The 25237-nt window shown below is 43.4% G+C and carries 22 protein-coding genes; 6 read left to right on the top strand and 16 right to left on the bottom strand.

Annotated elements, in window-relative coordinates:
• The 8 genes from FIS9605_RS38135 to FIS9605_RS0124970 all read right to left on the bottom strand — a co-directional run.
• A partial coding sequence (locus FIS9605_RS38135) for a tyrosine-type recombinase/integrase (protein WP_035140158.1) occupies window positions 1–1486 on the bottom strand: 1486 nt, incomplete at its 3' end.
• A complete protein-coding gene (locus FIS9605_RS0125005; protein ID WP_026735026.1) occupies window positions 1487–2593 on the bottom strand; it encodes a tyrosine-type recombinase/integrase in 1107 nt (368 codons plus the stop codon). It abuts the gene before it with no gap.
• A 200-nt stretch (window positions 2594–2793) separates the two neighbouring features.
• Window positions 2794–4458 (bottom strand): response regulator, encoded by a 1665-nt coding sequence (locus tag FIS9605_RS0125000; protein ID WP_026735025.1) that lies wholly within the window; start codon window positions 4456–4458, stop codon window positions 2794–2796.
• An 87-nt stretch (window positions 4459–4545) separates the two neighbouring features.
• On the bottom strand, window positions 4546–4941 hold the full coding sequence (locus FIS9605_RS0124995; RefSeq protein WP_026735024.1) for a VOC family protein: 396 nt from the start codon (window positions 4939–4941) through the stop codon (window positions 4546–4548).
• Window positions 4942–4971: 30 nt separating this feature from the next.
• Window positions 4972–5610: an antibiotic biosynthesis monooxygenase gene (locus FIS9605_RS0124990; protein ID WP_026735023.1), complete on the bottom strand. Its 639-nt coding sequence runs from the start codon at window positions 5608–5610 to the stop codon at window positions 4972–4974.
• A gap of 40 nt (window positions 5611–5650) precedes the next feature.
• Window positions 5651–7033 carry a cation:proton antiporter gene (locus tag FIS9605_RS0124985; RefSeq protein WP_231510457.1) on the bottom strand — a complete coding sequence of 461 codons (1383 nt, stop codon included), beginning with the start codon at window positions 7031–7033 and terminating at the stop codon, window positions 5651–5653.
• 75 nt (window positions 7034–7108) lie between these two features.
• Entirely contained in the window at window positions 7109–10279 is a 3171-nt protein-coding gene (locus tag FIS9605_RS0124980) for an efflux RND transporter permease subunit (RefSeq protein ID WP_026735021.1), read from the bottom strand.
• A gap of 452 nt (window positions 10280–10731) precedes the next feature.
• Entirely contained in the window at window positions 10732–12045 is a 1314-nt protein-coding gene (locus tag FIS9605_RS0124970; protein ID WP_026735020.1) for an efflux RND transporter periplasmic adaptor subunit, read from the bottom strand.
• Between the two features lie 541 nt (window positions 12046–12586).
• Between FIS9605_RS0124970 and FIS9605_RS46705 the strand changes: the two genes are divergently transcribed.
• Both FIS9605_RS46705 and FIS9605_RS0124965 read left to right on the top strand, forming a co-directional pair.
• Window positions 12587–12712: a hypothetical protein gene (locus tag FIS9605_RS46705; protein WP_442854728.1), complete on the top strand. Its 126-nt coding sequence runs from the start codon at window positions 12587–12589 to the stop codon at window positions 12710–12712.
• A gap of 230 nt (window positions 12713–12942) precedes the next feature.
• A complete protein-coding gene (locus FIS9605_RS0124965; RefSeq protein ID WP_026735019.1) occupies window positions 12943–13797 on the top strand; it encodes a DUF72 domain-containing protein in 855 nt (284 codons plus the stop codon).
• Between the two features lie 174 nt (window positions 13798–13971).
• Here FIS9605_RS0124965 and FIS9605_RS0124960 read toward each other — a convergent pair whose 3' ends face one another.
• The 8 genes from FIS9605_RS0124960 to FIS9605_RS0124925 form a co-directional block, all read right to left on the bottom strand.
• Entirely contained in the window at window positions 13972–15936 is a 1965-nt protein-coding gene (locus tag FIS9605_RS0124960; RefSeq protein WP_026735018.1) for a heavy metal translocating P-type ATPase, read from the bottom strand.
• Window positions 15937–16454: 518 nt separating this feature from the next.
• On the bottom strand, window positions 16455–16976 hold the full coding sequence (locus tag FIS9605_RS0124950) for a YceD family protein (RefSeq protein ID WP_026735016.1): 522 nt from the start codon (window positions 16974–16976) through the stop codon (window positions 16455–16457).
• A gap of 362 nt (window positions 16977–17338) precedes the next feature.
• Window positions 17339–17857, bottom strand: a complete 519-nt coding sequence (locus FIS9605_RS0124945; RefSeq protein ID WP_026735015.1) for a Jag family protein — start codon at window positions 17855–17857, stop codon at window positions 17339–17341.
• Window positions 17857–18999, bottom strand: coding sequence for a membrane protein insertase YidC (yidC, locus tag FIS9605_RS0124940; protein WP_026735014.1), 1143 nt, complete (start codon window positions 18997–18999; stop codon window positions 17857–17859). Before yidC ends, FIS9605_RS0124945 begins: the two co-directional genes overlap by 1 nt.
• Window positions 19000–19297: 298 nt before the next feature.
• The gene (locus FIS9605_RS0124935) at window positions 19298–19690 is read right to left on the bottom strand and encodes a PH domain-containing protein (RefSeq protein WP_026735013.1); all 393 of its coding nucleotides are present in this window, start codon (window positions 19688–19690) and stop codon (window positions 19298–19300) included.
• Window positions 19677–20099 (bottom strand): ribonuclease P protein component, encoded by a 423-nt coding sequence (rnpA, locus tag FIS9605_RS0124930; RefSeq protein ID WP_026735012.1) that lies wholly within the window; start codon window positions 20097–20099, stop codon window positions 19677–19679. The genes FIS9605_RS0124935 and rnpA overlap by 14 nt, the downstream gene beginning before the upstream one ends.
• Window positions 20100–20122: 23 nt before the next feature.
• Window positions 20123–20257 (bottom strand): 50S ribosomal protein L34, encoded by a 135-nt coding sequence (rpmH, locus tag FIS9605_RS41255; protein WP_071524783.1) that lies wholly within the window; start codon window positions 20255–20257, stop codon window positions 20123–20125.
• A gap of 151 nt (window positions 20258–20408) precedes the next feature.
• Entirely contained in the window at window positions 20409–20921 is a 513-nt protein-coding gene (locus tag FIS9605_RS0124925; RefSeq protein WP_026735011.1) for a DUF2808 domain-containing protein, read from the bottom strand.
• A gap of 742 nt (window positions 20922–21663) precedes the next feature.
• Here FIS9605_RS0124925 and FIS9605_RS44345 point away from each other — a divergent pair.
• The 4 genes from FIS9605_RS44345 to FIS9605_RS0124910 all read left to right on the top strand — a co-directional run bounded on the left by FIS9605_RS44345 (window position 21664) and on the right by FIS9605_RS0124910 (window position 25028).
• Entirely contained in the window at window positions 21664–21825 is a 162-nt protein-coding gene (locus FIS9605_RS44345; RefSeq protein ID WP_197036135.1) for a hypothetical protein, read from the top strand.
• Window positions 21806–22978 (top strand): Re/Si-specific NAD(P)(+) transhydrogenase subunit alpha, encoded by a 1173-nt coding sequence (locus FIS9605_RS0124920; RefSeq protein WP_026735010.1) that lies wholly within the window; start codon window positions 21806–21808, stop codon window positions 22976–22978. Before FIS9605_RS44345 ends, FIS9605_RS0124920 begins: the two co-directional genes overlap by 20 nt.
• Window positions 22979–23243: 265 nt before the next feature.
• Window positions 23244–23531 (top strand): NAD(P) transhydrogenase subunit alpha, encoded by a 288-nt coding sequence (locus tag FIS9605_RS0124915; RefSeq protein WP_026735009.1) that lies wholly within the window; start codon window positions 23244–23246, stop codon window positions 23529–23531.
• Window positions 23532–23624: 93 nt separating this feature from the next.
• Entirely contained in the window at window positions 23625–25028 is a 1404-nt protein-coding gene (locus FIS9605_RS0124910) for an NAD(P)(+) transhydrogenase (Re/Si-specific) subunit beta (RefSeq protein WP_026735008.1), read from the top strand.
• The last annotated feature ends 209 nt before the right edge of the window (window positions 25029–25237 follow it).

Below are 25237 nucleotides of genomic sequence, written 5' to 3'. Positions count from 1 at the left end.
CTAAGGTATCTTTTAGAATGGGCAGGAAGTTTTTATTAGTCCTCCAATGTGGGCAGTTGTAGCAACCATCAAAACCAGGAATATCACAATCACCTAATAGTTTGGGTCTAGCACAGTAGCCATGCTCTAAAGCTCTAGCTTGTACATTTTTCTTGAACCATTCTAAGTCATCATTGCTAGAAAGTATTGTTTCGTCTAATTCAGCAATTTCACCCTGGAAATTAACTACTATTGACTCATGATATTTTTCAATTTCTTTTCTAAGCGTTTCATCATGGATATGGGCATATACCATAGTCATTTCTGGCGATTCATGTCCTAAATATCTTTGGACAATATGTTGAGGTACACCATTGTTAATCATTCGTGTACCTACCGTGTGGCGAAATTGGTGACTTTGAAAGTTCCAAATTTTTCCAGTTGAATCTGTAATGTTATATCTATGTGCTAAGTTTTTTAAGAATCTAGTATATTTTTCTTTTTTCATCGGTTTTGATTTAGGTATAAAATATTCTGCACACCCAAATTTGCCATCTCGATAATGCTCATGGTCAGAGAAAAGATAATCAAATTCTTTAAAATGTTGAGCAATATATTCTTGCTGCTCTTTAATTACTTTTGCTAGTGCAGGTGAAATTGGTTTTGTGTCTTCTTTTTTCAATTTCCAATTTGTATACAGAATAAAATAACCTCCATTTGGTGTTTCTTGTAAACAATTCAAGCGGAGTGTTACTAGTTCTGAAACTCGAAAGCCACATTCTTGATGAACAAGTACCATTCGCATTATCGCTTCAGGTAATTTATCTAAATGTTCATTTAGTTGCCGCATTACTTCTTCTGGAATATATCGAGGTGAAGACTTCAACCTTTTCGGATAATCATCATCGGTTATTAGATAAGGGGGTACTTCAAACCAATTATTAGATATTCCTGTCTCTAGGAATAGTCTTAATGATGCAATGTAATTTCGGGCATTTTTAAAATTCTTTAAAGTACCCAGATATTCAATAATAATACTTCTATCTATCTCGTTGATTGTTATGCCCGGAAACCTATCCAGTAGGAATTTAGAAAATCTATTTATATGAGAAGTATGATTAACTATTGAGCTAAACTCACTTCTGTGGGCGATAAACTTGATAAATCTTTCAAATTCTTTACGTAGCCAAGGTTGATATATTCTATCCATTCCTATACTTTTGGAACGATAATGATGCTTAAGCGATATTCCCAATTCTTCAGCACTAATAGAATTTTGTTGATATTTTTTTCTTTGCGCTATGCCTGAAATAGTAAAGTCATAATTACACGATTTACACTTGTATCTTTGTACTCTTGTTGTTTTCCTTTTATCAGTACCGTTTTTTCTAAAATTAGTGCTTTGACAGTGAGGACAAGCAATCTCATCTAATGATTCTTCCTCTATAATTTGTAATTTATGCCTCTCAAAGTCTTGTATTTGATTAGTTAAATTTTGCTTTTGCATTTACTCTTGTTCCTTGTTTTGACTTTGCAGATATCGTCGATACTCTTTTCCTAAGTCATCATTTGTTAAGTGAACATAATTATTAATTGTCGTTTGAATATCAGCATGACCCAAACGTTTTTGAACGTGTGCCATATCCCATCCTGCTCTAATTAATTCTGTTGCATGAGTATGCCTTAATAAATGAGGGTTTACTTTAATTCCGGTTTTGCGAGATAGTCTTCTAAACAAACTATCAACAGTTTTGTATGTCAAAGGCTTGCCGATTTCTCCCTTCCCTGGGGCTTTTATAACTACAAAAACAAAGTCACAATCAACATCTTCTGGATAGTCATCAATTAAATAAGCTGAGTACCATTGCATCAGTTCCTTGCTAACATGAACTGTTCGCTCTACTCCAGACTTAGCTCTCACATAGTTAACGTTATCTAATCTCGGTACGACATGAATTTCATTGGTTTTACCAGTTACCATATCTTCATGTCTTAGCCCTAATGCCTCACCTATTCGTAGCCCTGTTTCATATAGCAACCTAATTAAGAACTTGTCACGTAATGTATTACAAGCTTCAACTAAAGTGTTAACTTGTTCAGGTGTTAAACAGCCAGGAAAGGTCTTTGGTTCTTTTATCTTTAATAGTCGAGTTTTAACTTCTTTACCTTTGCTAATGTGATGTAAGAAAGGTTTATATTTGCGCCCTGGCTGTAATTGATAACGATAGGCATCTACCCCTTCAGTTGTTCCTATACGTTCATGAAACTCATAGAACCCACAAACAGTTGTCAGACAGTGATTAATGGTCTTCTCGGAGCGTTTAGAAACCTGTGACTCAATAGATAAAACACCAGGATTAGGGCTTCTCAACCAGTGAATAAAGTTTGATAACTGCTCTAAATTAATTTCAAGCCAGTCTAACTTTGAATCCTGTAGAAACTCCCAGAATAGTTTGAGGTTGTGTGCGTAAGTCTGAATCGTATTTGGAGAACGCCCTACGCTGTCCAAGTAATGCAGGTATTTCTGGATTGGCTCAATAGGTAAATAATTGTCATCCAGCACCACCCAAACTGGACGGTCATTGTCTGGGAGGATACCTTTTTGGACTTTCATCCTCACTTACTCTCAATATCGTTGTTTACATTATAGATGTAAAAGATTATTTTGTATAGATATGAAAACAGCGTAGTGATAAAACTTCATATCAGCTACGCTGTTGTTGTTGTTGTTATTTATAATTTAATCAGATATAACCCCTGCCTAAAGGCAAGGGGCTTTCAACCTACTTCTTTGTAAGTGGGTGATATTGCCCGTTACAACACCTTGGCTAAATATTGATGCACGAACTGAACGCAGATTGAACCCTCACCGACTCCAGAAGCAACGCGCTTCACCGAACCATGACGCACATCACCAACGGCAAATATACCGGGGATATTTGTTTCAAGCAAATAGGGATCGCGTTCCAGAGTCCATCCTTGAATGCGCTGTTTGTCGCGCAGCAAATCTGGCCCGGTTAAAATAAAACCGCGCTCGTCTCGTTCCACCAGGCCATCTAACCATTCGGTACGCGGTGCAGCGCCAATAAAGATAAATAGTGAAGTGGCGGGAAGTGTTTGTGTTTCACCAGTGAGATTATTCTGAATAGTAATTGCTTCTAAACATGTCTCACCTTTTGCTTCAATCACGCTTGTTTGTGTTTTGACAGTGATATTGGGTGTATCGGCGATTTGGTCAATTAGGTACTGCGACATACTTATACCCAAAGATTTACCGCGCACCAACATTGTGACATGGCGGGCATACCTAGAAAAATACATCGCTGCTTGTCCGGCTGAATTTGCCCCACCTACGATGTAAACCTCTTCATCTTTGCAACTCATTGCTTCCGACTGCGCTGCACCATAGTAAATGCCCGCACCAGTCAAGCGGTCAATTCCCGGCACATCTAACCGTCGCCATGCCACACCTAGCGCTAAAATCATCGCATGGCAACTAATTTCACTACCGTCTGATAACTGCAAAAAACGATACGGGTCTGCTATGCGAATGCCCTTGGCTTCTTGGGGTGTAAGAATTTCTACACCAAAGCGCCTGGCTTGGGTAACAGCACGACGCGCCAAGTCACCTCCGCTTAAGCCGACAGGAAAACCTAAATAGTTTTCAATACGCGAACTTGTTCCCGCTTGTCCACCTGGGGCTTCGCGTTCAATCATCACCGTGCGTAACCCTTCGGACGCACCATAAACCGCAGCTGCTAGACCAGCAGGGCCGCCACCAACGATCGCCAAATCATAAAACGGTTGTTGTGCCTGGGTTCGCAACCCAATTTTCTCAGCAATTTCTAAATTTGTGGGCTGCATCAGTTTGGAACCATCAGGGAAAATCACTAAAGGCAAGCGTAATTTATCACACTCAGCGTATTTCGCTAGCTGTTCGGCTTCCTTTGATAATTCAATATCCATCCACTCATAGGGCACTTGATTTCGTGCTAGGAAATCTTTCACTTGATGGGAATGAGGCGACCAACGATTACCTATGACGCGGATACCTTCAAAGGGTGGGTGAAATATTGCTTGCCAGTCATCAAGCAAATCGTTCAATACTGGATATAAACGTTCTTCGGGCGGGTTCCACGGCTTCATCAAATAGTAATCGATTTTTGTGGTGTTGATGGCGCGGATGGCTGCATCAGTGTCTGCATAGGCAGTGAGTAAAGCGCGTTTTGCGTCTGGAAAGATGGCGATCGCCTGTTCTAAGAACTCGACACCAGACATTTGCGGCATTCGTTGATCTACCAAAAACAGTGCCACTGACTGGTTGCGGAGTTTGAGTTGTTCCAGTGCTTCCAAGGCGCTAGTACCAGAGTCAGCACGCAATATGCGGTAGTTCTCTCCATATTCCTGCCGCAGATCCCGCGCCACCGCTTGCAAAACTTCCGGGTCATCGTCAACCGTCAAGATCGCAGGTTTAGCCATATTGATTCGGTGAACTTCCTGATTAAATTACTGATAGTTAATTGTTAATTGTTAATTGCGATTAACCATTAGCCATTAGGCATTAACTCACGTTAAAAACTGATACAAACCGATCAGAGTTCCGCTTGGATCTCGAAGATAAGCCGTTTTAATTCCGAAGTAGGGATTATTCATGGGTGCTGCGGTAAATGTCACACCTTTGTGTCTTAATCGCTGGTATTCCTCTTCCACATCATGAACTGTAAAAATCAATGCTACAGTGTCTTGACATTCAGCCTGGGGTGGTTTGTCAGCGTTATGAATCAACTGTGCCATTTCCTGCCGCCGGAATATACTTAGCCTCATATCTCCGGCTTTAAACTCAGCGTATCCGTCTGCTTCATCTTCTACAGCAACGTCAAACTCCATGACATCTTTGTAAAACAAAAAGCAAGCCTTCCAGTCATTTACCAGCAATCTTGTGTATGCTGAACCTACTTTCATAGATTTTCTCCGCTGCAACCTTAATTAGTATTAATCATCAGGTTGGGTGTACACGACTTCATATAGATGAAACTCGTTTTCAGCCAAACCCTGCCAATACTCATTCAAGGGTTTGTATTTTGGGTCTTCGAGCAGTTCTTCAAAATCATCAAAACTGCGCCATTGCCCGTAATTCACATTATGAACGCCATCCAAGGAACGGTGGAAGTTAGCAGAAAGAAGTCCTGGATTTTGCAAACCAACCCCTACGTATTCCCTCTCTAATTCCACTAAGCGCATCTGGTTTTCTGGCTTGACTCGAAATTCGGCAAGGTGAATCAAACCGCCTTTAGTAATTTTGAGTGTGGCATCATCGGGTTTGGAAACAACGACTTCGTAGACGTGTGACTCTGGTTTAGAAAAGTTTCCGAGTTTTGCTGCTTTTGCTTGCACTTGGGGATTGTTGATAAAAGCCTTGTAGTCTTCCAAGGTTTGCCATTGAGCATAATTCATCACCCGCACCCCATCTATACTTTTGTGGATGCTGGATGAAACAAAACCAGGCTGATGCTTCACCGTTGTTTCCAGGAATTCAATAATTGTGTCTATCAGTTCCTCCTGACAATCTGGTTTGACGGCAAAGATAATTATCACCGTAATTACATGGTTGTTTTTAGCAATAGTTGGCATTTCGATACCTCTTATTAAACGAAGGGGAAAGGAGAAAGAATTAGACTCTTTCCCCTTCCGCTATTGTTGGCTTTTGAAACACTAATGATATTAAGGGTGGTGCTAAAAAGGTTGTCAAAATCACCATCATAATAATGGCAGCATCTAAAGAACCAGATAAAACGCCGCTAGTTGAGCCGATTCCGGCAAATACCAGACCTACCTCGCCGCGTGGAATCATGCCAACACCAATTGCTAACCGATTAGTGTCTCCTTGACCAAATACTGTAAAGCCGCTGACTACCTTACCCAGAATTGCTACCAAAATCAAGAATGTCGCGATTATCAACCCCTCGCGATTTTCAGGCACAAATGGATTCAATACACTAATGTTAGTTTTGGCACTCACAGCCACAAAGAAAATCGGCACTAGCATATCTGCAATCGGAACGACTTGGTTTTTTAGCGCTCGACATTTCTGTGTTTCTGCTAATACCAAGCCAGCAGTGAAAGCTCCCAGAATTGCTTCTAATCTGATGGCTGTAGCGATGTAAGATAAAACAAAAGCAAAAATTAGGGCAGGAATTAACAACTGTCCGCGAGTTTTCAATTCATCCACTATCTTGACAAAGTAAGGATTGAAAAGACGACCTAATAGAACAGCCCCAACTAAGAATACCACTGCACTCACAATTAAATACAGTACATTTGTCAGTTCTACTTCTCCGGTTTTTGCCAGACTCGCCACCACAGCCAGGATGATAATGCCAAGTACGTCGTCTAAAACAGCAGCACCAATGATAATTTGACCTTCTTTGCGATTGAGATATTGCAGTTCTGCCAAAACCTTAGCGGTAATACCGATACTAGTTGCAGTCAGGGCTGCACCAGCAAAAATTGCGGGTATAGCAGGTACGCCGAATAAGTACATTAATCCTAAAGTACCAGCAGCAAATGGAGCTGCTACTCCCACCACTGCCACTATTGCTGACTGAGGCCCGACTTTGAGCAATTCTTTTAAATCTGATTCCAAACCAATTTCAAACAGCAGAATTACTACACCTATTTCTGCCAACACTGAAATGACTTCGCTATCTATTTGAAATATTGTTGTTGCTCCATCCAAACTTAAACCTGTGGTGGCTATTAAGAAATGAACTAGTATTGAGTTACTACTATTACCTCCACCTTCAGGAAATACCAGCAGGTGAAAGGCTGATATTCCTACTATTAAACCACCCAGTAATTGCCCTAACACTGGTGGCATGTTCAAACGGGCACAAATTTCACTGCCAATAATACTAGCAAGATAAATCACTACCAAACTCATCAGCACTCCTGCCATGACTGAAGTGCTGTCTGATTCTGTCGCGGTTGCTAATAGAGGAAAAAATTGACTGGAGGTAAAATCAGTTATCCAAGTAATTGTATTTACCAACATCATGTGTAAATTTTCTCAACTGTTTTGGACAAAAACAAACCCGATTTCTGAAAAAATCGGGTTTGTAATGACGTGAATTTATCGATAGATTTCAGTAGTAACTTGACCACTGTCCTCTACATGTGGTGGTTGTTGAGGTGGACGACGAGGTGAGATAAAGCGATCGCGCAAATTCCCAATCACGATATACAGCACCGGTACTACAAACAAACTCAAGAACGTAGCAATCAGCATCCCGCCAAACACGGCTGTACCGAGAGATTGGCGGCTACCCGCACCTGCGCCTGTGGCAATGACTAAGGGGAAAATACCTAATAGTGTCGAAATAGCAGTCATCAGAATTGGTCGCAAGCGTTCTTGTGCTGCTTGTACTGCGGCTTTTGTGATTGGCAGACCTTGTTCGTGCAACTGATTGGCGAATTCCACAATTAGAATCGCGTTCTTACTTGCCAAACCAATCAGCATCACCAAACCAACTTGGCAAAAAATATCGTTCTCTAGACCCCGCAGCGATTGTGCTGACAGCGCCCCAAAGATTGCGAGGGGAACCGATAGCATAATAATCAACGGATCAACATAGTTCTCGTACTGAGCAGCTAGTACTAAGAAAACGAAAACAAGTCCCAAGGCAAAAATCAGGGGTGCTTGACCGCCAGATGTTTTTTCTTCCGCAGCTATCCCCGTCCATTCGTAACCAAAAGTTGTTGGTAACACTTTTTGTGCCAGTTGCTCCATTGCTTGAATTGCTTGTCCGGAACTTTTACCAGGAGCTGGTGAGCCGTTGATTTCAATCGACCGGAACAAATTGTAGTGATTGATTGTTTGCGCTCCGGTAGTGGGAGTAAGCTTAACAACATCACTCAGAGGAATCATTTGATCGTTGGCAGAGCGAACGTACAATTTCCCTATATCTTCTGGGTTGGAGCGATACTGAGCATCAGCTTGGACGTATACCCGGTAAGTCCGCCGTTCAAAGTTAAAGTCGTTGACATATCGCGAACCTAAGTAATTCTGGAGAGTGTTAAAGATATCATCAACGTCTATTTGTAGGGCTTTAGCACGGTTGCGGTCTACTTCAATTAACATTTGCGGCGTATTGGCAGCAAATGTGCTAAATACAGCTTGCAATCCTGGTGTTTGATTGCCTTGCTGAATTAACTGACCCATGACTTGAAGCATGGTTGCTAAATCGGTGTTACCTCCTCTGTCTTGTAGCTGAAATTGGAAACCACTAAAGCTACCTAAACCTCGAATTGTGGGAGGGTTAACCGGCAACACTCTCGCTTCCGTAATTCCTGATAATTTACCCTGTAGATTGCCGATGATTTCCTGTGCTGAGCGATCGCGTTCATCCCAGGGTTTGAGAGTTGTAAAAATCACACCATTGTTAGCAGTGCTACCACTAAAACTAAACCCACCTACGGCAAAAGTACCTGTGACTTCCGGCAATTTGAGAATTTCTGCTTCTGCCTGTCGCATCACTTTACTGGTGTAGTTAAGTGATACACCCTCCGGGCCTTGAATGATGGTGATGAAATAACCTTGGTCTTCATCAGGAAGAAATGATGTTGGTACGTAGGTATAAAGCCATGCTGTCAGTCCTAAGAAGACGACAAACAGCCCGATGACAATTGCTTTGATCCTTACCAGGCGATTGAGTGACCACTCATACCCTCTTCGCATTGAGTCTTGCAAAGAGTTAAACTTGCCAAAAATCCAACCCAGGATACCGCGTTGTCTAGGTCTGCGACGCAGTAACAAGCCAGCAAGAGAAGGTGTGAGGGTAATAGCAAGAAAGGTAGAAATAGTGATAGAAAAAGCGATTGTCAAAGCAAATTGTTTGTATATTTGTCCAGTAGCTCCTGGAAAGAAGGCGACAGGGACAAATACAGCCATCAGTACTAAAGAGGTAGCAATTACTGCTCCGAATAGTTCATGCATTGCTGCTGAAGCCGCTCGACGCGGTGACATCCCCTCATCCTGAATCAAGCGGGAAATATCTTCAACTACGACAATGGCGTCATCAACTACCATCCCTGTTGCCAAGGTAAGACCAAATAATGTCAAGGTGTTGATGGAAAAATTAAAGGCTTTGACAAAGGCAAATGTGCCAATTAATGCTAGGGGAATGGTAACGACGGGAATTAATGTGGTGCGCCAATCCTGTAAGAAAATAAAAATGACCAGGATCACCAGAGCGATCGCCATCAACAAAGTCGAGACCACTTCCGAGAGTGAGGCTTCTACGAAACTTGTTGTGTCAAAGGCAACTTGATACTCCATGCCTGGTGGAAACTTTTCAGCAAGTCGTGCCATTTCGGCTTTGACTGCTTTGGCAACGTCTAATACGTTACTTCCTGGACTGGTAAATATACCAATACCTACGCCCTCTTTGCCTCGAAATCGCAGGAAGGAGTTGTAATTCTCGGCTCCTAGTTCTGCTCTTCCTACATCCTTCAGCTTAATTAACGACCCACCCTCACCAGTTTTGATGACAATCTCTGCAAATTCTGAGGGGTCAACGAGTCTGCTGATAGCACGCAGGTCTATTTGATACATCTGATCTTGTGGCGTTGGCTGCTGACCGATTTGTCCAGCACCCACCTGCAAGTTTTGTTCTTCTAGCGCATCAATCACATCCTGAGCAGTGAGGTTGCGACTGGCAAGTCGGCTCGGGTCGAGCCATAGACGCATAGCATAGCGGCGTTCCCCGAAAATCCGTGCTTCACTCACACCGTTAATTCTTTTGAGGGCATCTGCTATATAGAGGTCGGCGTAGTTGCTTAAAAATACGGTGTCGTACTCTCCTGCGTCGCTGTACAGTCCCATCGCTAGGAGGATGTTAGTAGATTGCTTTCTGACGGTAACTCCTGTTTGCCTAACTGGTTCTGGCAGTTGCGGTTCAGCTAGCGATACGCGATTTTGCACATCAACGGCAGCAATATCTGCATCCCGCGATGCGTCAAAGGTAACTGTAATCGTACTAGTGCCATTGTTACTGCTGCTAGAATTCATGTACTTCATGCCTTCGACACCATTAATCTGTCGTTCTAAGACAGTCGTGACGGTGTTTTCCACAACTTCAGCACTAGCACCGACGTAGTTAGCAGTAACTTCAACTTGAGTTGGACTAATTTCTGGGTACTGTTCCGCAGGTAGGGTAGGAATGCTAATTGCTCCTACAAGCAGAATGATAATAGCGCAGACACTGGTAAAAACAGGTCGCCTAATAAAGAAATCAACAAACATAAGGAAATGGGCAAGAGGAAATGGGCAACAGGGAATGGGAAAAGGGCAAGGGAGAGAGGGGAGAGAGTGGGAGAGTGGGAGAACGACAACCAACAACCAACCATCCTCCGGGTACTCTGACGAGAACCCGCTACTCTACGAGAAGCCACTTCGTGTCTACACGTGTACGCCAGTCGTACCCTGCACTCCCAGCGCACAGCGACTTCCCGTAGGGTAAGCCGCTGTGCGCGCGTCTACATGAGGGAGAACCCCCTTTATGCGCGCTGCTCACCGCTACGCCTCTACGTGACCGAGACCGCCTTCTGGGGGCCTGGTCTCACCGCGCTAGCTCACCAACAACCAACAACCAACAACCAACAACCAACAACCCTCCGGGTACTCTACGAGAAGCCCTGCGGGCGTCTACATGGGGGAGACCCCCTTTGGAGCGCGCTGGCTCACCAACAACCAACCTACTCAGGATTTATGGGAACTCCATCCTTAAGATTGAGTAGCCCAGAGACGATAATTTTTTCTCCTGGCTGCAATCCTTCTAGGACTTGGTAATCATTACCTTTGATATTGCCTAATTTGACACGCTTTTGTTTAGCTACTAGTTGGGGCTTTCCTTGTGGTGATTGTTGCATTTGTTCTACATAGACAAAGTTTTGCCCAGCTACACGAGCTACGGCAGTAGTTGGAATTATTGCTCCAGAACGCTGACTAAATATCACTCTAGCTTTGACATATCCATCTGCTTGTAGTTGATTTTTTTCGTTGTTAAATAGGGCTTTAATCAGTATCAAGCGATCTTGATTGCTTGCTTTTGGAGAAATAAAAGTTACTCGGCTAGTGCCGATGGTACGATTTTGAGCATCCATTAACTCTACCAGCATTCCCTGACGCAGTTGGGATGCACGTTCAACAGGTACAGAGATATTTACTAGTAATGGTCGATTTTGAGTGACGGTTGCTAGCTGTGTGGAAGTATTGACAAAGTCACCTACTTTTGCTGGAATGTTGCCGACTGTACCAGCAAAAGGAGCAGTAATTCTGTAGTACTGGAGTTGGACTTTTTGTTGATTAGTATTGGCTAATGCTTGCTGGAGAGATTTTTGTGCTTGGGCAACAGCAGCTTGCTGAGCTTTAATTTTAGATTCGTTCGCATCATAGGCAGCTCGGGCTGTAGCGAGTCTATTAGCATATTGTTGTTTAGTTTGTTCAGATACTGCTCCTTCAGCAGCCAGACTTGCATAGCGCTTGTACTCCTGCTGGTTCAATTTCACATCAGCAAGGAAAGATTGTCTGTCTGCTTCTAAGGATCTGAGGGTAGCCCTGGCATTTTCTAACTGCGATCGCGCCGCTTCGGCAGCAGCATTCACACCACTAACTGCTGCTTGTTGCTCTCTTGGATCTACTTGAATGATTGGATCGCCTGTCTTGACTGTTTCTCCCTCTTTGACAAATATTCGAGTTACTTGACCCTGAACTCTCGGCTGAAGTGTCACCGAGCGGCGTGACTCTAAGCTGCCGATCAATTCCTGACTGTCTTCAATTTGACCTGTTTGTACTGCGGCTACCTTGACTGATACTGGTGGTGGTTGAGCATTGGCACCTACAGGTGGTTGATTTGCTGAACTAAGCATACGCCACAGAGCAACTCCTCCACCCGCCAATGCCAGCAGAGCTAACAATAACCAAAGCCACCGATATTTTGTGCGAGGTGGTTGTATTTCTTGCTGTGAAAGATTTTCTTCCAATTCAGTGCTAGGCTCGGGGGATGTCATAATTCGCAGAGAAACTAAGAACTAATAACGATATATGAAAGAGAAATGCAACTATTGATATGAGATTAATGATTCTTTGGAAGTATATATTAGTTCTTCAAATATACTATTTGATAGAGTTGGTCTAATCTACCCAAAGGTGAATAATTAAATCTAGTTTACAAATAAACCTATGTTGTTGTCTTTTCTGTTCTTGCGAAAAATGTTCTAATCTTGCTATGCTGCAAATAGCTGACACCGAGCGCTCCAAACAAGAGTAATCTCTTTCTCCAAGCGTTACTATTGTTGACAATTCATTTTTCAAACTATGCTATTGTTCATCTAGTAAAAGTAGAAAAGATTTGCAACTATCGATGCTTGTTATCATGCAAATTTAATTAAAAAATTGCTACAATTTAGACCGCCTTTCCTAAGATTACTACTGTAATAGATGAATAACAGATTTAAAAGAGCAGTAAAATTGTAAGCGGGTTGAGTATTTATATTTATTGAGCTAAACAAAAAAAATTGCGTACCAATATGTATATTTTTTACCAAGGTTGTGTCAAAAGTACATGCGATCGCCATCAAGAAACTACCTGTATCTTCGCCTTGGTTCCTCTTTTATCTAGAAAGCAATAAAGGCATAAAAAGATATTGGCATAGTAGCGTGACCGGACTAATTTAGTGCATAAATATAAATCTTGTGGTGTGGACATCCTGTCCGCACCGGACGGGCTAGAAGCTCATCCCACAAGAAAGCTATAATGCAACATTTTAGTCTTGACACGCCAGTAGGATAGAACTGCTGCTTGCGTGTTGACGATCCAGTTGCTAAAGCGCCGCTATGCTAACAATCCCAACGGTAAATACACTTATTTATAATAAGAAATTGAGTTTTTAGTATTAACTATTTTTGTGAGCTTTTTTATTGGTTGCGCTGTTTGGGCATATAAAGGTTGGGTGGGTGAACTTTATCCTCAAGGTACTCGCACCGCTGACTTTCTCCACCTCTACAGTCGTCGCTTCACTACGGTGGAAGGTAATACCACATTCTATGCAGTGCCAAACCCAGAAACTGTAGCTCGTTGGGCAGCCGAAACACCCCCTGGTTTTGAATTTTGTCTGAAATTGCCGCGAGACATCACCCACAACAAACTGCTGCAACCCCATATTCCTGACGCATTGAAATTCATAGAAGGAATGCGTCCTTTAGGTAAACGTCTTGGCCCGATTTTTGCTCAGTTACCACCCAGTTACGCACCTACAGCAATTGATGATATTACTGCTTTTCTTGAATCTTGGCCTCGAAAAGAAGTGCCACTGGCGCTAGAAGTTCGGCATCGCGACTGGTTCGCAGAACCCTATGCTAGTCAATTGACGGTACTGTTAGAACAGTTAGGTGTGGGAAGGGTTTTGCTAGACTCTCGTCCTATTTACACTGGGGATGACGATCCTCAGTTACAATCAGAACGGCGAAAACCCAAACTACCTGTACAATTTAGCGTTACAGCGCCTTTTAGTTTAATTCGGTTTATTTCGCATCCCAATTTAACAGTGAATCAGCCTTTTATGGAGGAGTGGGTAACTCAAATTCAGCAGTGGTTACAGCAAGGGAAGCGAATTTATTTTTTTGTTCATTGTCCAACAGAAGAGCGATCGCCCAGTACAGCGCGTTACTTCCAAAGATTATTGGAACAAAGTGGTGTAGCAGTTCCACCCCTTCCTTGGAATCACCTGGACAACTCCCCCAATCAACTCAGCCTATGGTGAAGAGGCATTGGGCATTGGGCATTGGGCAAAGGAACTGGAAAAGTAAAAAGTAAAAAGGTAAAAGAAAAAATTCTTTCTTTTTACTTTTAGCTTTTAACCCTTCGCTGCGCTTGAGGGCATGCTTTTGACTTATTTTTGCCCAATCCCCAATTCCCAATCCCCAATCCCCAATCTCTATTTTTTCAGCAGTCGCAAACCGCTAAGGGTAACAAACACAGTAGATCCTTCATGCCCTACCACGCCGATCGGTAAGTTAATATTACCCATAAAATTGCCAATCAAAAGCAAAATAATAAACCCTAGAGCAATAGCTATATTCTGTTTGACTATCGCCTGCGCCCTTTTACCCAACCGCATTGCTACTTCAATTTTCTCTAATCTATCTGCCATTAAGACAATATCCGCAGTTTCCAAGGCGACATCGCTCCCCGCCCCTCCCATTGCAATGCCCACCGATGCCTGAGCTAGGGCTGGTGCATCATTAATACCATCGCCTACCATTGCCACCGTTTGATACTCTCGCTGTAAACTACGAATGACATGCAACTTATCTTCCGGTAAAAGTTCTGCATATACTCGATCTACTCCAACTTCCCGCCCTACACTTTCAGCAGTCTGTTGATTATCTCCAGTCAACATGACTACTTGTTCAACTCCCAATTTTTTCAAACGGGTAATGGTTTCTGCTGCTTGCGTTCTCAATCTGTCTGCAATAGCTATTATGCCTAGCACTTGATAAAGTGATGGGATGGTGGGGTGGTGGGGTGAAGTTTTCTCTCCATCTCCCCATCTAGAATTTGCTACCCAAACAACCGTTTTCCCCTCTCGCTCCCAATCTTCAGCAATATCACTTAAATTATTGGGTAAATTTGCAACATACTTTTGTAAAAAACTATTTTTCCCGACAATCACTTCTTGGTTATCTACAATACCAAGTATTCCCTGTCCGGGAAAAGCCTCTACCTCTGTTGCAGCAACCCAATTCAAGTTTTTAGATGCCTCCACGATTGCCTGAGCGAGAGGATGTTCCGAACGAGATTCCACTGATGCAGCAGCTTTTAATACATCTGAGTGAGTGTAATTACTATTTGTGCTTACCTGAAATACTTGTACCTGTCCTGTGGTGAGAGTGCCTGTTTTGTCAAATGCGATCGCCCGTATTCTCCCCATCATTTCCAACTGAGCGCCATTCTTGAACAAAATGCCTTGTTTGGCACCATTGGCAATTCCTGAAAGCAGTGTTGGCATAATTGCCGCCATGAGCGCACAAGGAGAAGCCACCACTAGAAAAGTTAAGGCCCGATAAATCGTAATTTCCCAATCCCAATTCCAAAGAAACGGTGGCAAAATGACTAGCAAAACTCCCGCCACTACAATCACCCGCGCACATGCCCGTTCAAATCGCTCGATAAACTGTTGGGAAGCAGGTGCTTCTGTTTGTGCTTGCTGTACCAAACGAATCACCCGTTGAATCAAACTACTTTCCGGTGGTTGATGCAGCTTTAACTTTAACGCCCCATAGCCGTTGAGCGTACCTGCAAATACTTCGTCACCCACGGTTTTCTCTACAGGTAAAGACTCACCCGTGATTGCGGCTTGATTGAGGGTAGTGTAACCTTCCACAATCACTGCATCTGTGGGAATTAACTCCCCTGGCTTGACGATGATTTCATCCCCTACTTGCAACTGGACAACGGGAACAACCTCTTCTTTTCCTTGACGCAGAACGGTGGCCGTGTCTTGTGTCAGACTCATCAAACTGCGGATACTCCGTTCTGTCCGCCGCATCGCATAGCCTTCCAGTGCACCACTAATCGCAAAGATGAGAATTAAGACAGCCCCATCGATAATGAGATGATACTCTCCTCGCCACACGCCCAGACCAGCAGCACCAAGCGCCGCCACAATCATCAGCAAATCTACATCCAGTTCTTTTTCTTCGATTAGGGTTGTCAGTCCCTCACGAGCGCTTTCGTAGCCACCAATAATATAAGCTGCGGGTAGTAGCAGCAGCGCCCACCCCAAAAAGCCAAGGTGCAAAGCCAACCATCCAATCAACAACAGTAACCCACAAGCAAGGGCTGCAACAGTATCTGGATGTTCTTTGGTGAATTGATGCAAGCGTTCTGGGTAAAGCATGAGAGTTCAACTAGCACTGACTCTCTTACCCTAAACCTTGACATTAGTGTTAATGTCAATGTATTTCTTGTGGCAGCTGTTAGTGGTTAGTAGAACATGGAAACAGCTAGCCGATATCAGCGCAATTTTGAAACGATTCAGCAAGGTGAGTGAAAAATCTGCTTTCATTACCTGGTTTTTACTGATTCGACTTGGTGTCTTAGTGTCTTGGTGGTTAAATAAATTTTATTTTTTCACCACAAAGACACCAAGACACGAAGAAAATTTATTGTTTAGGATTGCACCACCAAAGGGCTAGTCTTAGAGAAATATAGACGCAGAAAAATTTATAAAAAATTTGTAAACAGCTTAAATTGATGCTGATTTTGCGCTAAAAATGCTCAATTAGTATACGAATTTGTGTTATTTGGGAAATTGTAAAAAATACGTCACTCTAACCTGGTAAGATTAAAATTTATGATGGGTTATTATTGCCTTTTTTAGAATTAGTGCCCTTTGTCAGTACAAAGGACAAATAACTACGAAGGAAGTTGCTTTTTCAAGGCTTCTAAAGAAGCCCAGCGAAGGTCAACTCGCTTATGTTCAGAATTGTTATTACTACTATCTGGTTTACTTGGTTGGATACCAGAACAATTGACATCGCAAAGCTGGCGCTGAGGAATTTCTAGGCACACTTGCTCGTATAGCCATTCGCCAGGGTCGAAATACCCATAGGGTGATAAAGTTTCCACTAAATCTTCCACAGCGACTTCGCGCTCCAAGGGCAAGGCTTGTTCTTGTTCGGCGGCTTCGTCTAGCCAGATGATTTCGGAAGTATCAACCACCAAGCGATGATTGTAGTTTTGCAAACAGCGGTTGCAGGTACAAGTAATAATTGTTTCCGCTTGACCAGACACTTCCAGGTAATTGCCACGATGCTGCACGCGAATGCGACCGCGAACTGGTGTTAAGGTATCCAAATCAGGCAGGAACTCTTTCACCTGAATTTCCTCTGTTCGCTCCGGCGCTTTGGTTAGCTGCGGAATGTAAATCGCGTCCATAGGATTTGTGAGACATCCTCACGAAAAATTGTCTTTCTTTATCAGCAATTTTGCTGATAATACTTCTCTAGTCTAACTTTTTTGCGATTTAGTTTTATCGCTAATAAATACCGATTTTAATAACTTTTTGCGGCAGTGATGATTTATTAGTTTTTGGCCGCCTTCGGCGCAGTCAATAGTCAATAGTCATTGGTCATTGGTCACTAGTAAAAAACTCTTGACTCTTGACTATGGACTCTTGACCTGGACTCCCCGTAGCGAAGCGGAGGAGATTGACTACCAACTACTGTAGGGGCGAAGCATTTGTATAACAATATTTTTAGTTCAATGGAAAGATATATATTCAAATGCTTCGCCCCTACTTATTCTGGCAATGCGGGACGTACAACCAGATTGCGATGCGGCTCTTTGCCTCTGCTGAAGGTTTCTAAATCCCCAAATTCTTTCAAGAAGGTGTGGATTTGGCGACGTTCAGCTGAACTGAGAGATTTGATTTCCACTTCTTTACCTGTTGTACGCGCTTGCATCGCAGCTGCTTGGGCGATCGCGCGAATTTCTGCTTGTCGCTTAACGCGGTAGCCGTTCAATTCAATTGTGTAAGAGGCTTGCTCTTCTGGTGGTTGATTTAAGTTAAGAACAGAATTCGCTAAATACTGAATAGCATCTAGTACTACACCACCAGGCCCGATTAAAACCTGAATTTGTTCGGGCATCATATTGATTTCATCAATTATCAACCAGTAGTTATCTGGTTCAGTTGACTCGCCCTCAGTAATTGCAGCTGCTTCTAACTCAGCCTGAATTTCAGTATTGATTCCAGTTAATTGCAGCAGTGTTTTTAACCACTGCTGCCCTCGTTGCATCCGAGTGTCGATCATCATCAACCTGCGGCCTTTTTCTTAGAACTTTTTGGCTCAAACGGCAGCGTTTTTTGTTGTGCTTCTGCTTCTTTCTCCTGGGAGTCTACTATTTTTTGTAGTTCCTCTGGTAGGGGTTCGCGAGAAAGAATATAAGTTTGCAGAGTTTGGAAAATATTACCAATCACCATATACATCAGCACCCCAGCTGGCAGAGGGAAGAACAAAAACATCCCTGAAAAGATCACGGGCGTGATTTTGTTGACTGTATCTTGTTGGGGGTTGCCACCACTGGAATTTTGCCCGGAAAGCACTTGGCTGACGTAAAGGGTAATCCCAAATAGCACTACCATCGCCACGATATCCCAATGTACAGTGCCATCAGGATCAATAGCCCCAACTCTACCCAAGGCATCAATGAATAAAAACCCTTGATCTGCTGCTAGTCCGGGAATTGTTCCCTGAATAGTAACATCCCCTGGCTGTAAGGCTTCGATATTGCCTTCAGGGTCAATTTTGATTCTTTCTTCCCCTTTAATAACTTTCCATTGGGGAACCAAATTAGTATCTGGGTGTTCTGCCAATACTGCCTGAAAAGGCTTGCCCTCAAGAGTCTGATATTGAATCTTAGTGTGTTCTCCTACGGCTAATTTATTGCCTCCAGGCAGGATAGCAGTTACCTTAACATGTTCCCCATCAGCGACGTAAATGTTTTGGGGGGGAGTAGCAAAGGCCTGGGGTTGAATTCGTTCGATTTGTTCGGCAGGAAGGATTTGCAGGTTGACGGAGTAGTTAACGCTGGCAAAAGGTGAACCCCGCAAAGTAGCAAACAATGCTAGCAAAACCGGCATTTGTAAAAGAAGTGGCAAACATCCAGCAAGGGGATTGCCAAATTCTTTCTGGACACTGAGCATTTCTTCCTGCTGCTTTTGCGGATCGTCCTTATAGCGTTCTTTGATTTCTTGCATTCGCTTTTGCATCAAAGGTTGGACAATTCGCATCCGTCGCATATTGCGAATTGAGCCAGCACTGAGAGGATAAAGCGCAAAACGAATTATTAAAGTCAAGGCAACGATCGCCAATCCATAGCTTGGCAGAATGCTATAGAACAAGTCTATGATTGGCAACATTACGTTGTTCGAGAGAAACCCGATACCAAAATCCATTATTCTGAATTCAACCTGAGGTAATGTAAATTTACTACCGATTTTAAATTCTGTTGTTTGTTGTTTGTTCTTGCGGGAAGCCCCTAGCGCGTTTATGGAACAACCAACAACCAACTACCAACAAGAATTCCAAAATTGGCAGACTGGATCTAATGTATCTAAATCAGGATTCGTCTGCGACTATAGTTCAACTACGGATAGCCGCACATTAAAAGAGGAGTGGGGGAGGGTAGGAGGGGGAGAGTGGGGGAAAGTAGCTGATAAATTCTCCCCATCTCCCCCTCACCCAATCTCCCCATCATTTCTTCGCAGCACCACTAAAATTGGGATTTTTGGCGGCGACTCTTTCACTGATGTAATCATAAATTTCCCGGAACTTTGGAATAGCCCGCAGTTCTAGACGACTACCATCTCTGAGGGTGAGTACCATATCTCCCCATAAGCCTATGCCACGGGGAACTTTGACAATTTTGACAACTTCTGAGTAAATAACATCGCTGCGATCGCGTCCTCTCCAACCTCCAGTTACAGAAACTCGGCGATCGGTGATGCGATAACGCAGCCACAATGCTCTGACAATTGCCCCAACTGTCAGTGGTAAACCCACAATAGTCAACCCAATAAGTATGTTTATTATCAAATCCCCTATATGGGGGCCGCCTTCAAAATAAACTTCTTCACGAATGCCCATTTAATACCTCAGTTTGTGCCAACAACTGCTCTAATTCTTGCAGAAATTGTTGGGTTACGCACTCAGATTCTGCTGCGGTTGGCTTTACAACCACCACTAGTCGCCATCCTGGCGACAATTTGGGCAACAACTGATGTAAAGCTGCTGATATTTGCCGCTTCAGGCGGTTACGAATTACTGCCCGTTTGCTGACTTTGGTACTAATCGAAATACCAATTCGGGTAGGAACAAGATCAACTGAGTCTGTTGATAGTGCAATATGCTCGGCAGCATCCACAGAAGGCTTTTTCAAATTTGACGGTCGTAAGGCTCTCAACGTTAAATAAAAACCATGACGACGAATGCCTTCCCGGAAAACTGCCTGGAAATCTTTTCGAGATTTAAGCCGATTTGCTTTGGGCAAAGCCACCGCTACTGTTTAAATTCCCTACCCTAAACGCTGAGGCGATAACGTCCTCTTTTTCTTCTTGCCCGAATAACGTTTCTACCGTCTGGTGTTCGCATTCTGGCACGAAAACCAGAAGTCCTTTTTCTTTTTCGGTTAGTTCCCTCTAAAGTTCTTCGCATACTTTTATCCTCTCCAGCAATTTTTTATAAAAAAAGCCACAATCTATAATCTTATCACGTTTTGTGATAAAAAAGTAAAAATGGTTGCAAAATAGTCAAGAGTCCAAAGTTAAGAGTGTTTTACTAATGACCAATGACTAATGACCATTGACTAACTAATACTAAGAATCCAGGTTCCCAAGTAACGAGCTAAGGGTACATCACCAGGGGTTTGAATTGAGCAGTTCCAATAGAACATGCCGCCAAAAGCTGGGTTTTTGACATTAGAGAATATCAGTTCAACGTCGCTACCTGCTGGTACAGGCTCTTGAGGGTAAATTTCAACCACACGATTTTCCTTATCCCATTTCACATCAGACAGTGGCACTTTTTTGTCTTTTACCCGTACCTCAATCTTCTTGGGATCTAAGGTTCCTTTATAGTATTGAGGATAGTTAACAACAAATTGGGAAGCGGCGAATTTCATCCTTTTGGCGGGGATTCTCAAACGATATCTATCCCAAGCATTGGTTTGACCGCCAAAATCTAATCGGAAGGGCAGTTGATTTTCGCTTTTGACACCGCTCCACAGTGTAAAGCCTGGCAAACTCTGTGCCAAGCTAATGGCTGGTAGCCCTGTCAGCAAACAGCCAGTCACAACTAAAGTAGAAAGTAAACGTTGCATAGTTAAGCTCCTGTTGCAGAAATTGGTGTTTTGTCTCAGTAGCTGGGAGTAAATGTTCGTAAATAAACTTTACTACTGACTTTCTCACTATAGACGTAAAATCTTGAACAAAAGTGCCATCTGTTCTGGATTCATCATAAGAATTCGTCAGAATAATTATTGAATTATTAGTATATTTTATTACGTAAATTATTTGAACAAGCTATGACTTTAGAGAAATGCAAGACTTTATGATGACTAGCTTGACAGTGATTCCACTAGATGTAAAACACACTTTAAATAAGATGATGTTTCCGAATATTTATAAGTTTATCTAAAATTAAGATTTTTGTTATAAAAATTAAGCTATTAAATAGAGCGATCGCGAGTGTAATTGGGCTAGATTGGTTACAACAAGCATTGCTCATCAACAAAAATAATTCTAAATATTTGAGGATTTAGTTTGTGGGAAATTAATCGATATTGCACAATGTAAACAACGCACAACAATAGTTTTCAATCCCTAAAAGAAGTTGAAGACACAGATGTAAAACTTGGGGATCGGCATAGGATGTGCAATAAATAACCCATAAAAGCAAGTATCTGTAATTGTGACATCCATGAGCGGCACAGTCAGGCTTAGCCTGGATAGGTAGAGTGGGAAAGCGTAGGTGCAATCAACACGAAAAGCCAATAGCCGATAGCCCCCGCCCATACGCTCACCAGTCCGCCAAATCAACTTTGGCAGATGAGTTAAGAGGAAATGGTTAAGGGAGAAAGGTTTGCTCCTTTACCTTTAACCAACGCCGATCGCTTTTGGGTTGGTGAATTGCTAAGAGTGCGTCTATTTACTCATCAGAAAGATTTCACAGCTTGCACAGAAGTATTAATCTCAAGGAGATTGCATGAGAATAGCAGTTGCTAAAGAAATAGAAGTTTGTGAACGTCGTGTGGCATTAATTCCCGATACTGTAGCGCGATTGGTAAAGCAAGGTTTAGAGATTTGGGTAGAAGCTGGTGCGGGAGAGCGAGCTTTTTTTAATGATACTGCCTATGAAGCCGCAGGAGCCACAATTATTAACGATAGTGGCAGATTATGGGGTGAAGCAGACATTTTGCTCAAAGTCAGCCCACCACAAGAGCGAGAAGATGGGCGTTCAGAAATTGACTTGCTCAAAGAAGGCGCTGTACTGATTAGCTTTCTCAATCCTTTAGGAAATCCAATCGTAGCGCAGCGATTGGCAGAACGCAAAGTAACTGCTTTCAGCATGGAAATGATTCCCCGCACCACGAGGGCGCAGAGTATGGATGCTTTGTCGTCGCAAGCGTCAATAGCAGGTTATAAAGCCGTATTAATTGCCGCAGCAGCATTACCTAAATATTTCCCCATGCTGACAACAGCTGCTGGCACGATCGCCCCTGCAAAAGTATTTATCATGGGTGCTGGTGTGGCTGGTTTGCAAGCAATAGCCACCGCCAGACGCTTGGGATCGTTGGTAGAAGCTTTTGATATCCGCCCCGCCGTCAAAGAAGAAGTGCAAAGCCTCGGGGCAAAATTTGTAGAAATCAAATTGGATGAAGAAACAACCGCTGCTGGCGGTTACGCCAAAGAAATTTCCGAAGCCAGCAAAAAGCGCACCCAGGAAGTTGTCACCGAACACATCAAGAATGCTGATGTTGTCATTACCACTGCCCAAGTTCCTGGTAAAAAAGCACCTCTTCTAGTCACCGAAGAGATGGTAAAGCAGATGAAAACAGGTTCGGTAATAGTAGACATTGCTGCCGAACAAGGTGGTAACTGTGCCTGCACCGATCCCGGCAAAGATATTGTCATGCACGGCGTCACCATTATCGGCCCGATTAATTTACCATCCTCAATGCCAGTCCACGCTAGCCAATTGTATGCCAAGAATTTGACATCCTTAATGCAACTGCTAATAAAAGACAAAGCTGTGCAGATTGACTTTGCTGACGACATCATTGATGCAGCTTGCATTACCCATGCTGGTGAAATTCGCTCTTCACGGATAAAAGAGGCGCTGCAAGCTATTAGCGCTCAACAGTCACCAGTTAGTTAAGCACTGAAGTTTCCTTAGTGTCTTGGTGTCTTAGTGGTTTAACTTCTTTAAATTAACCACCCTTCGGGTTCGCCACTTTGCCTACCCTTACGGGAAGCCCTCCGGGTACTCTACGAGAAGCCGAGTAAAGCGCGTCTACGTGACGGGAAGCGGAGCCACTGCAGTGACGGGTCTCCCGGCATAAAGCATGTGGCGTCCAAGACGGCAAGTGGACTCACCAAGGCACTAAGACACCAAGAAATAAATTACAGGAGTTTGTAAATACATGACAGAAGCATTAATTGCGGCTTTGTTCGTATTTGTTTTGGCATCGTTTACCGGATTTGAAGTCATCAACAAAGTACCGCCAACTTTACATACGCCCTTGATGTCAGGCTCAAACGCGATTTCTGGCATTGCTGTATTAGGGGCGATTGTAGCTTCCGGTGCGAAAGAGTGGAATGTGTCAGTCATTCTCGGTTTGATAGCCGTGGTACTGGCAACCATCAACGTGGTGGGTGGTTTCCTAGTCACAGACCGGATGTTGCAAATGTTTAAGAAAAAAGCAAGTTAGTGGTTAGTGGATAGTGGTTAGTGGTTAATAACCAACTACTAACTACTAACTACTAACTACTAACAATCAACTATTACCAATTACCGCTAAATTATGACTGACTTTCTTCCAACTGGAATTCAGCTGACGTATTTAGTCGCTGCATCTTTATTTATTCTGGGTTTGAAACAGCTGGGTTCCCCTGCTACAGCACGGCAAGGTAATGTTGTAGCCGCTGTGGGCATGCTGTTGGCGATCGCAGCAACACTGCTGGATCAGCATGTGTTGAACTACGAAATGATTTTGTTGGGGTTGGCAATTGGATCGGTACTAGGTGCGATCGCCGCCTATAAAGTTCAAATGACGGATATGCCCCAAATGGTGGGTTTACTCAACGGACTGGGTGGTGCTGCTTCTGCACTTGTTGCCGTCGCTGAATTTTGGCGGTTGCTGCAACATGCTGAGACTGTACCCTTAGATGCCAACATTTCCATGTTGTTGGATGTGTTAATCGGTGGTGTCACCTTCACGGGTAGTATGATTGCCTTTGCCAAACTGCAAGGCATTATGAGCGGTTCCCCGATTACATTTCCCTTACAGCAACCAATCAACGCCTTGCTGTTGGGTTCCTATGTGGTCGGCAGTGCCTTTTTACTCATGGAACCCCATAACCTGACCGCATTTTTAGGGATAGTTGCAGTTTCTTTAGTCTTGGGTGTAATGTTCGTCATCCCTATTGGTGGTGGCGATATGCCAGTGGTCATTTCACTGTTGAACTCATTCTCTGGTTTAGCCGCAGCCGCCGCTGGTTTTGTGGTGATGAACAATATGCTAATCATTGCTGGTGCATTGGTGGGAGCATCGGGTATTATTCTGACCGAGATCATGTGTAAAGCGATGAATCGCTCTTTGATCAGCGTTCTATTCGGTGCTTTTGGCAGTGGTGGAAGTGCAGTTGCGGGTGGAAGCAGTGGTATAACTGATACAACCGTCCGCAGCATCGACCCAGAAGAAGGCGCAATGATGTTGGGTTATGCCCGTTCTGTGGTGATTGTTCCTGGGTACGGGATGGCGGTAGCGCAAGCACAGCACAGCGTACGCGAGTTGGCAGATCAGCTCGAACGGATGGGCGTTGAAGTGAAATATGCTATTCACCCTGTCGCTGGAAGAATGCCGGGACATATGAATGTGTTGCTAGCAGAGGCGAATGTGCCCTATGAGCAACTGTATGATATGGAAGATATCAACCCCCAGTTTGAGCAGACGGATGTAGCGCTGGTAATTGGGGCAAATGATGTGGTGAACCCAGCCGCGCGGAGTGATGCCAACAGTCCAATTTACGGGATGCCGATTTTGGAGGTAGATAGGGCGAAGCAGACGATTGTGATTAAGCGCGGTATGAGTACAGGTTTTGCTGGTGTAGATAATGAGTTGTTCTACAAAGATAAAACCACGATGCTTTTTGGTAGTGCGAAAGATATGGTGGCGAAATTGGTTTCTGAGGTGAAGCAGTTGTAGGGTTGAACCTCACCCCTAGCCCCTCCTCGCTTGCGGGGAGGGGAAAAATATTTTTAGCTCACTATATTAAGTAGCGTGTGTTACGGCATAACTTATTGAGATCAGCCCATTTTTTCCACTGAGTGTTTAGCACGCCTCCCTCTTCACACAAATCACTTTTAGCTGCCCATGCAAATTTTTTCAAAAAGCTTTCAGTGTTTTCTTGAGTG

The sequence above is a fragment of the Fischerella sp. PCC 9605 genome (assembly GCF_000517105.1).
In the GTDB taxonomy this organism is placed as follows: Bacteria; Cyanobacteriota; Cyanobacteriia; order Cyanobacteriales; family Nostocaceae; genus PCC9605.
The sequence above is the reverse complement of the archived record's forward strand: the minus strand, read 5'-3'. Positions and strand labels throughout refer to the sequence as shown.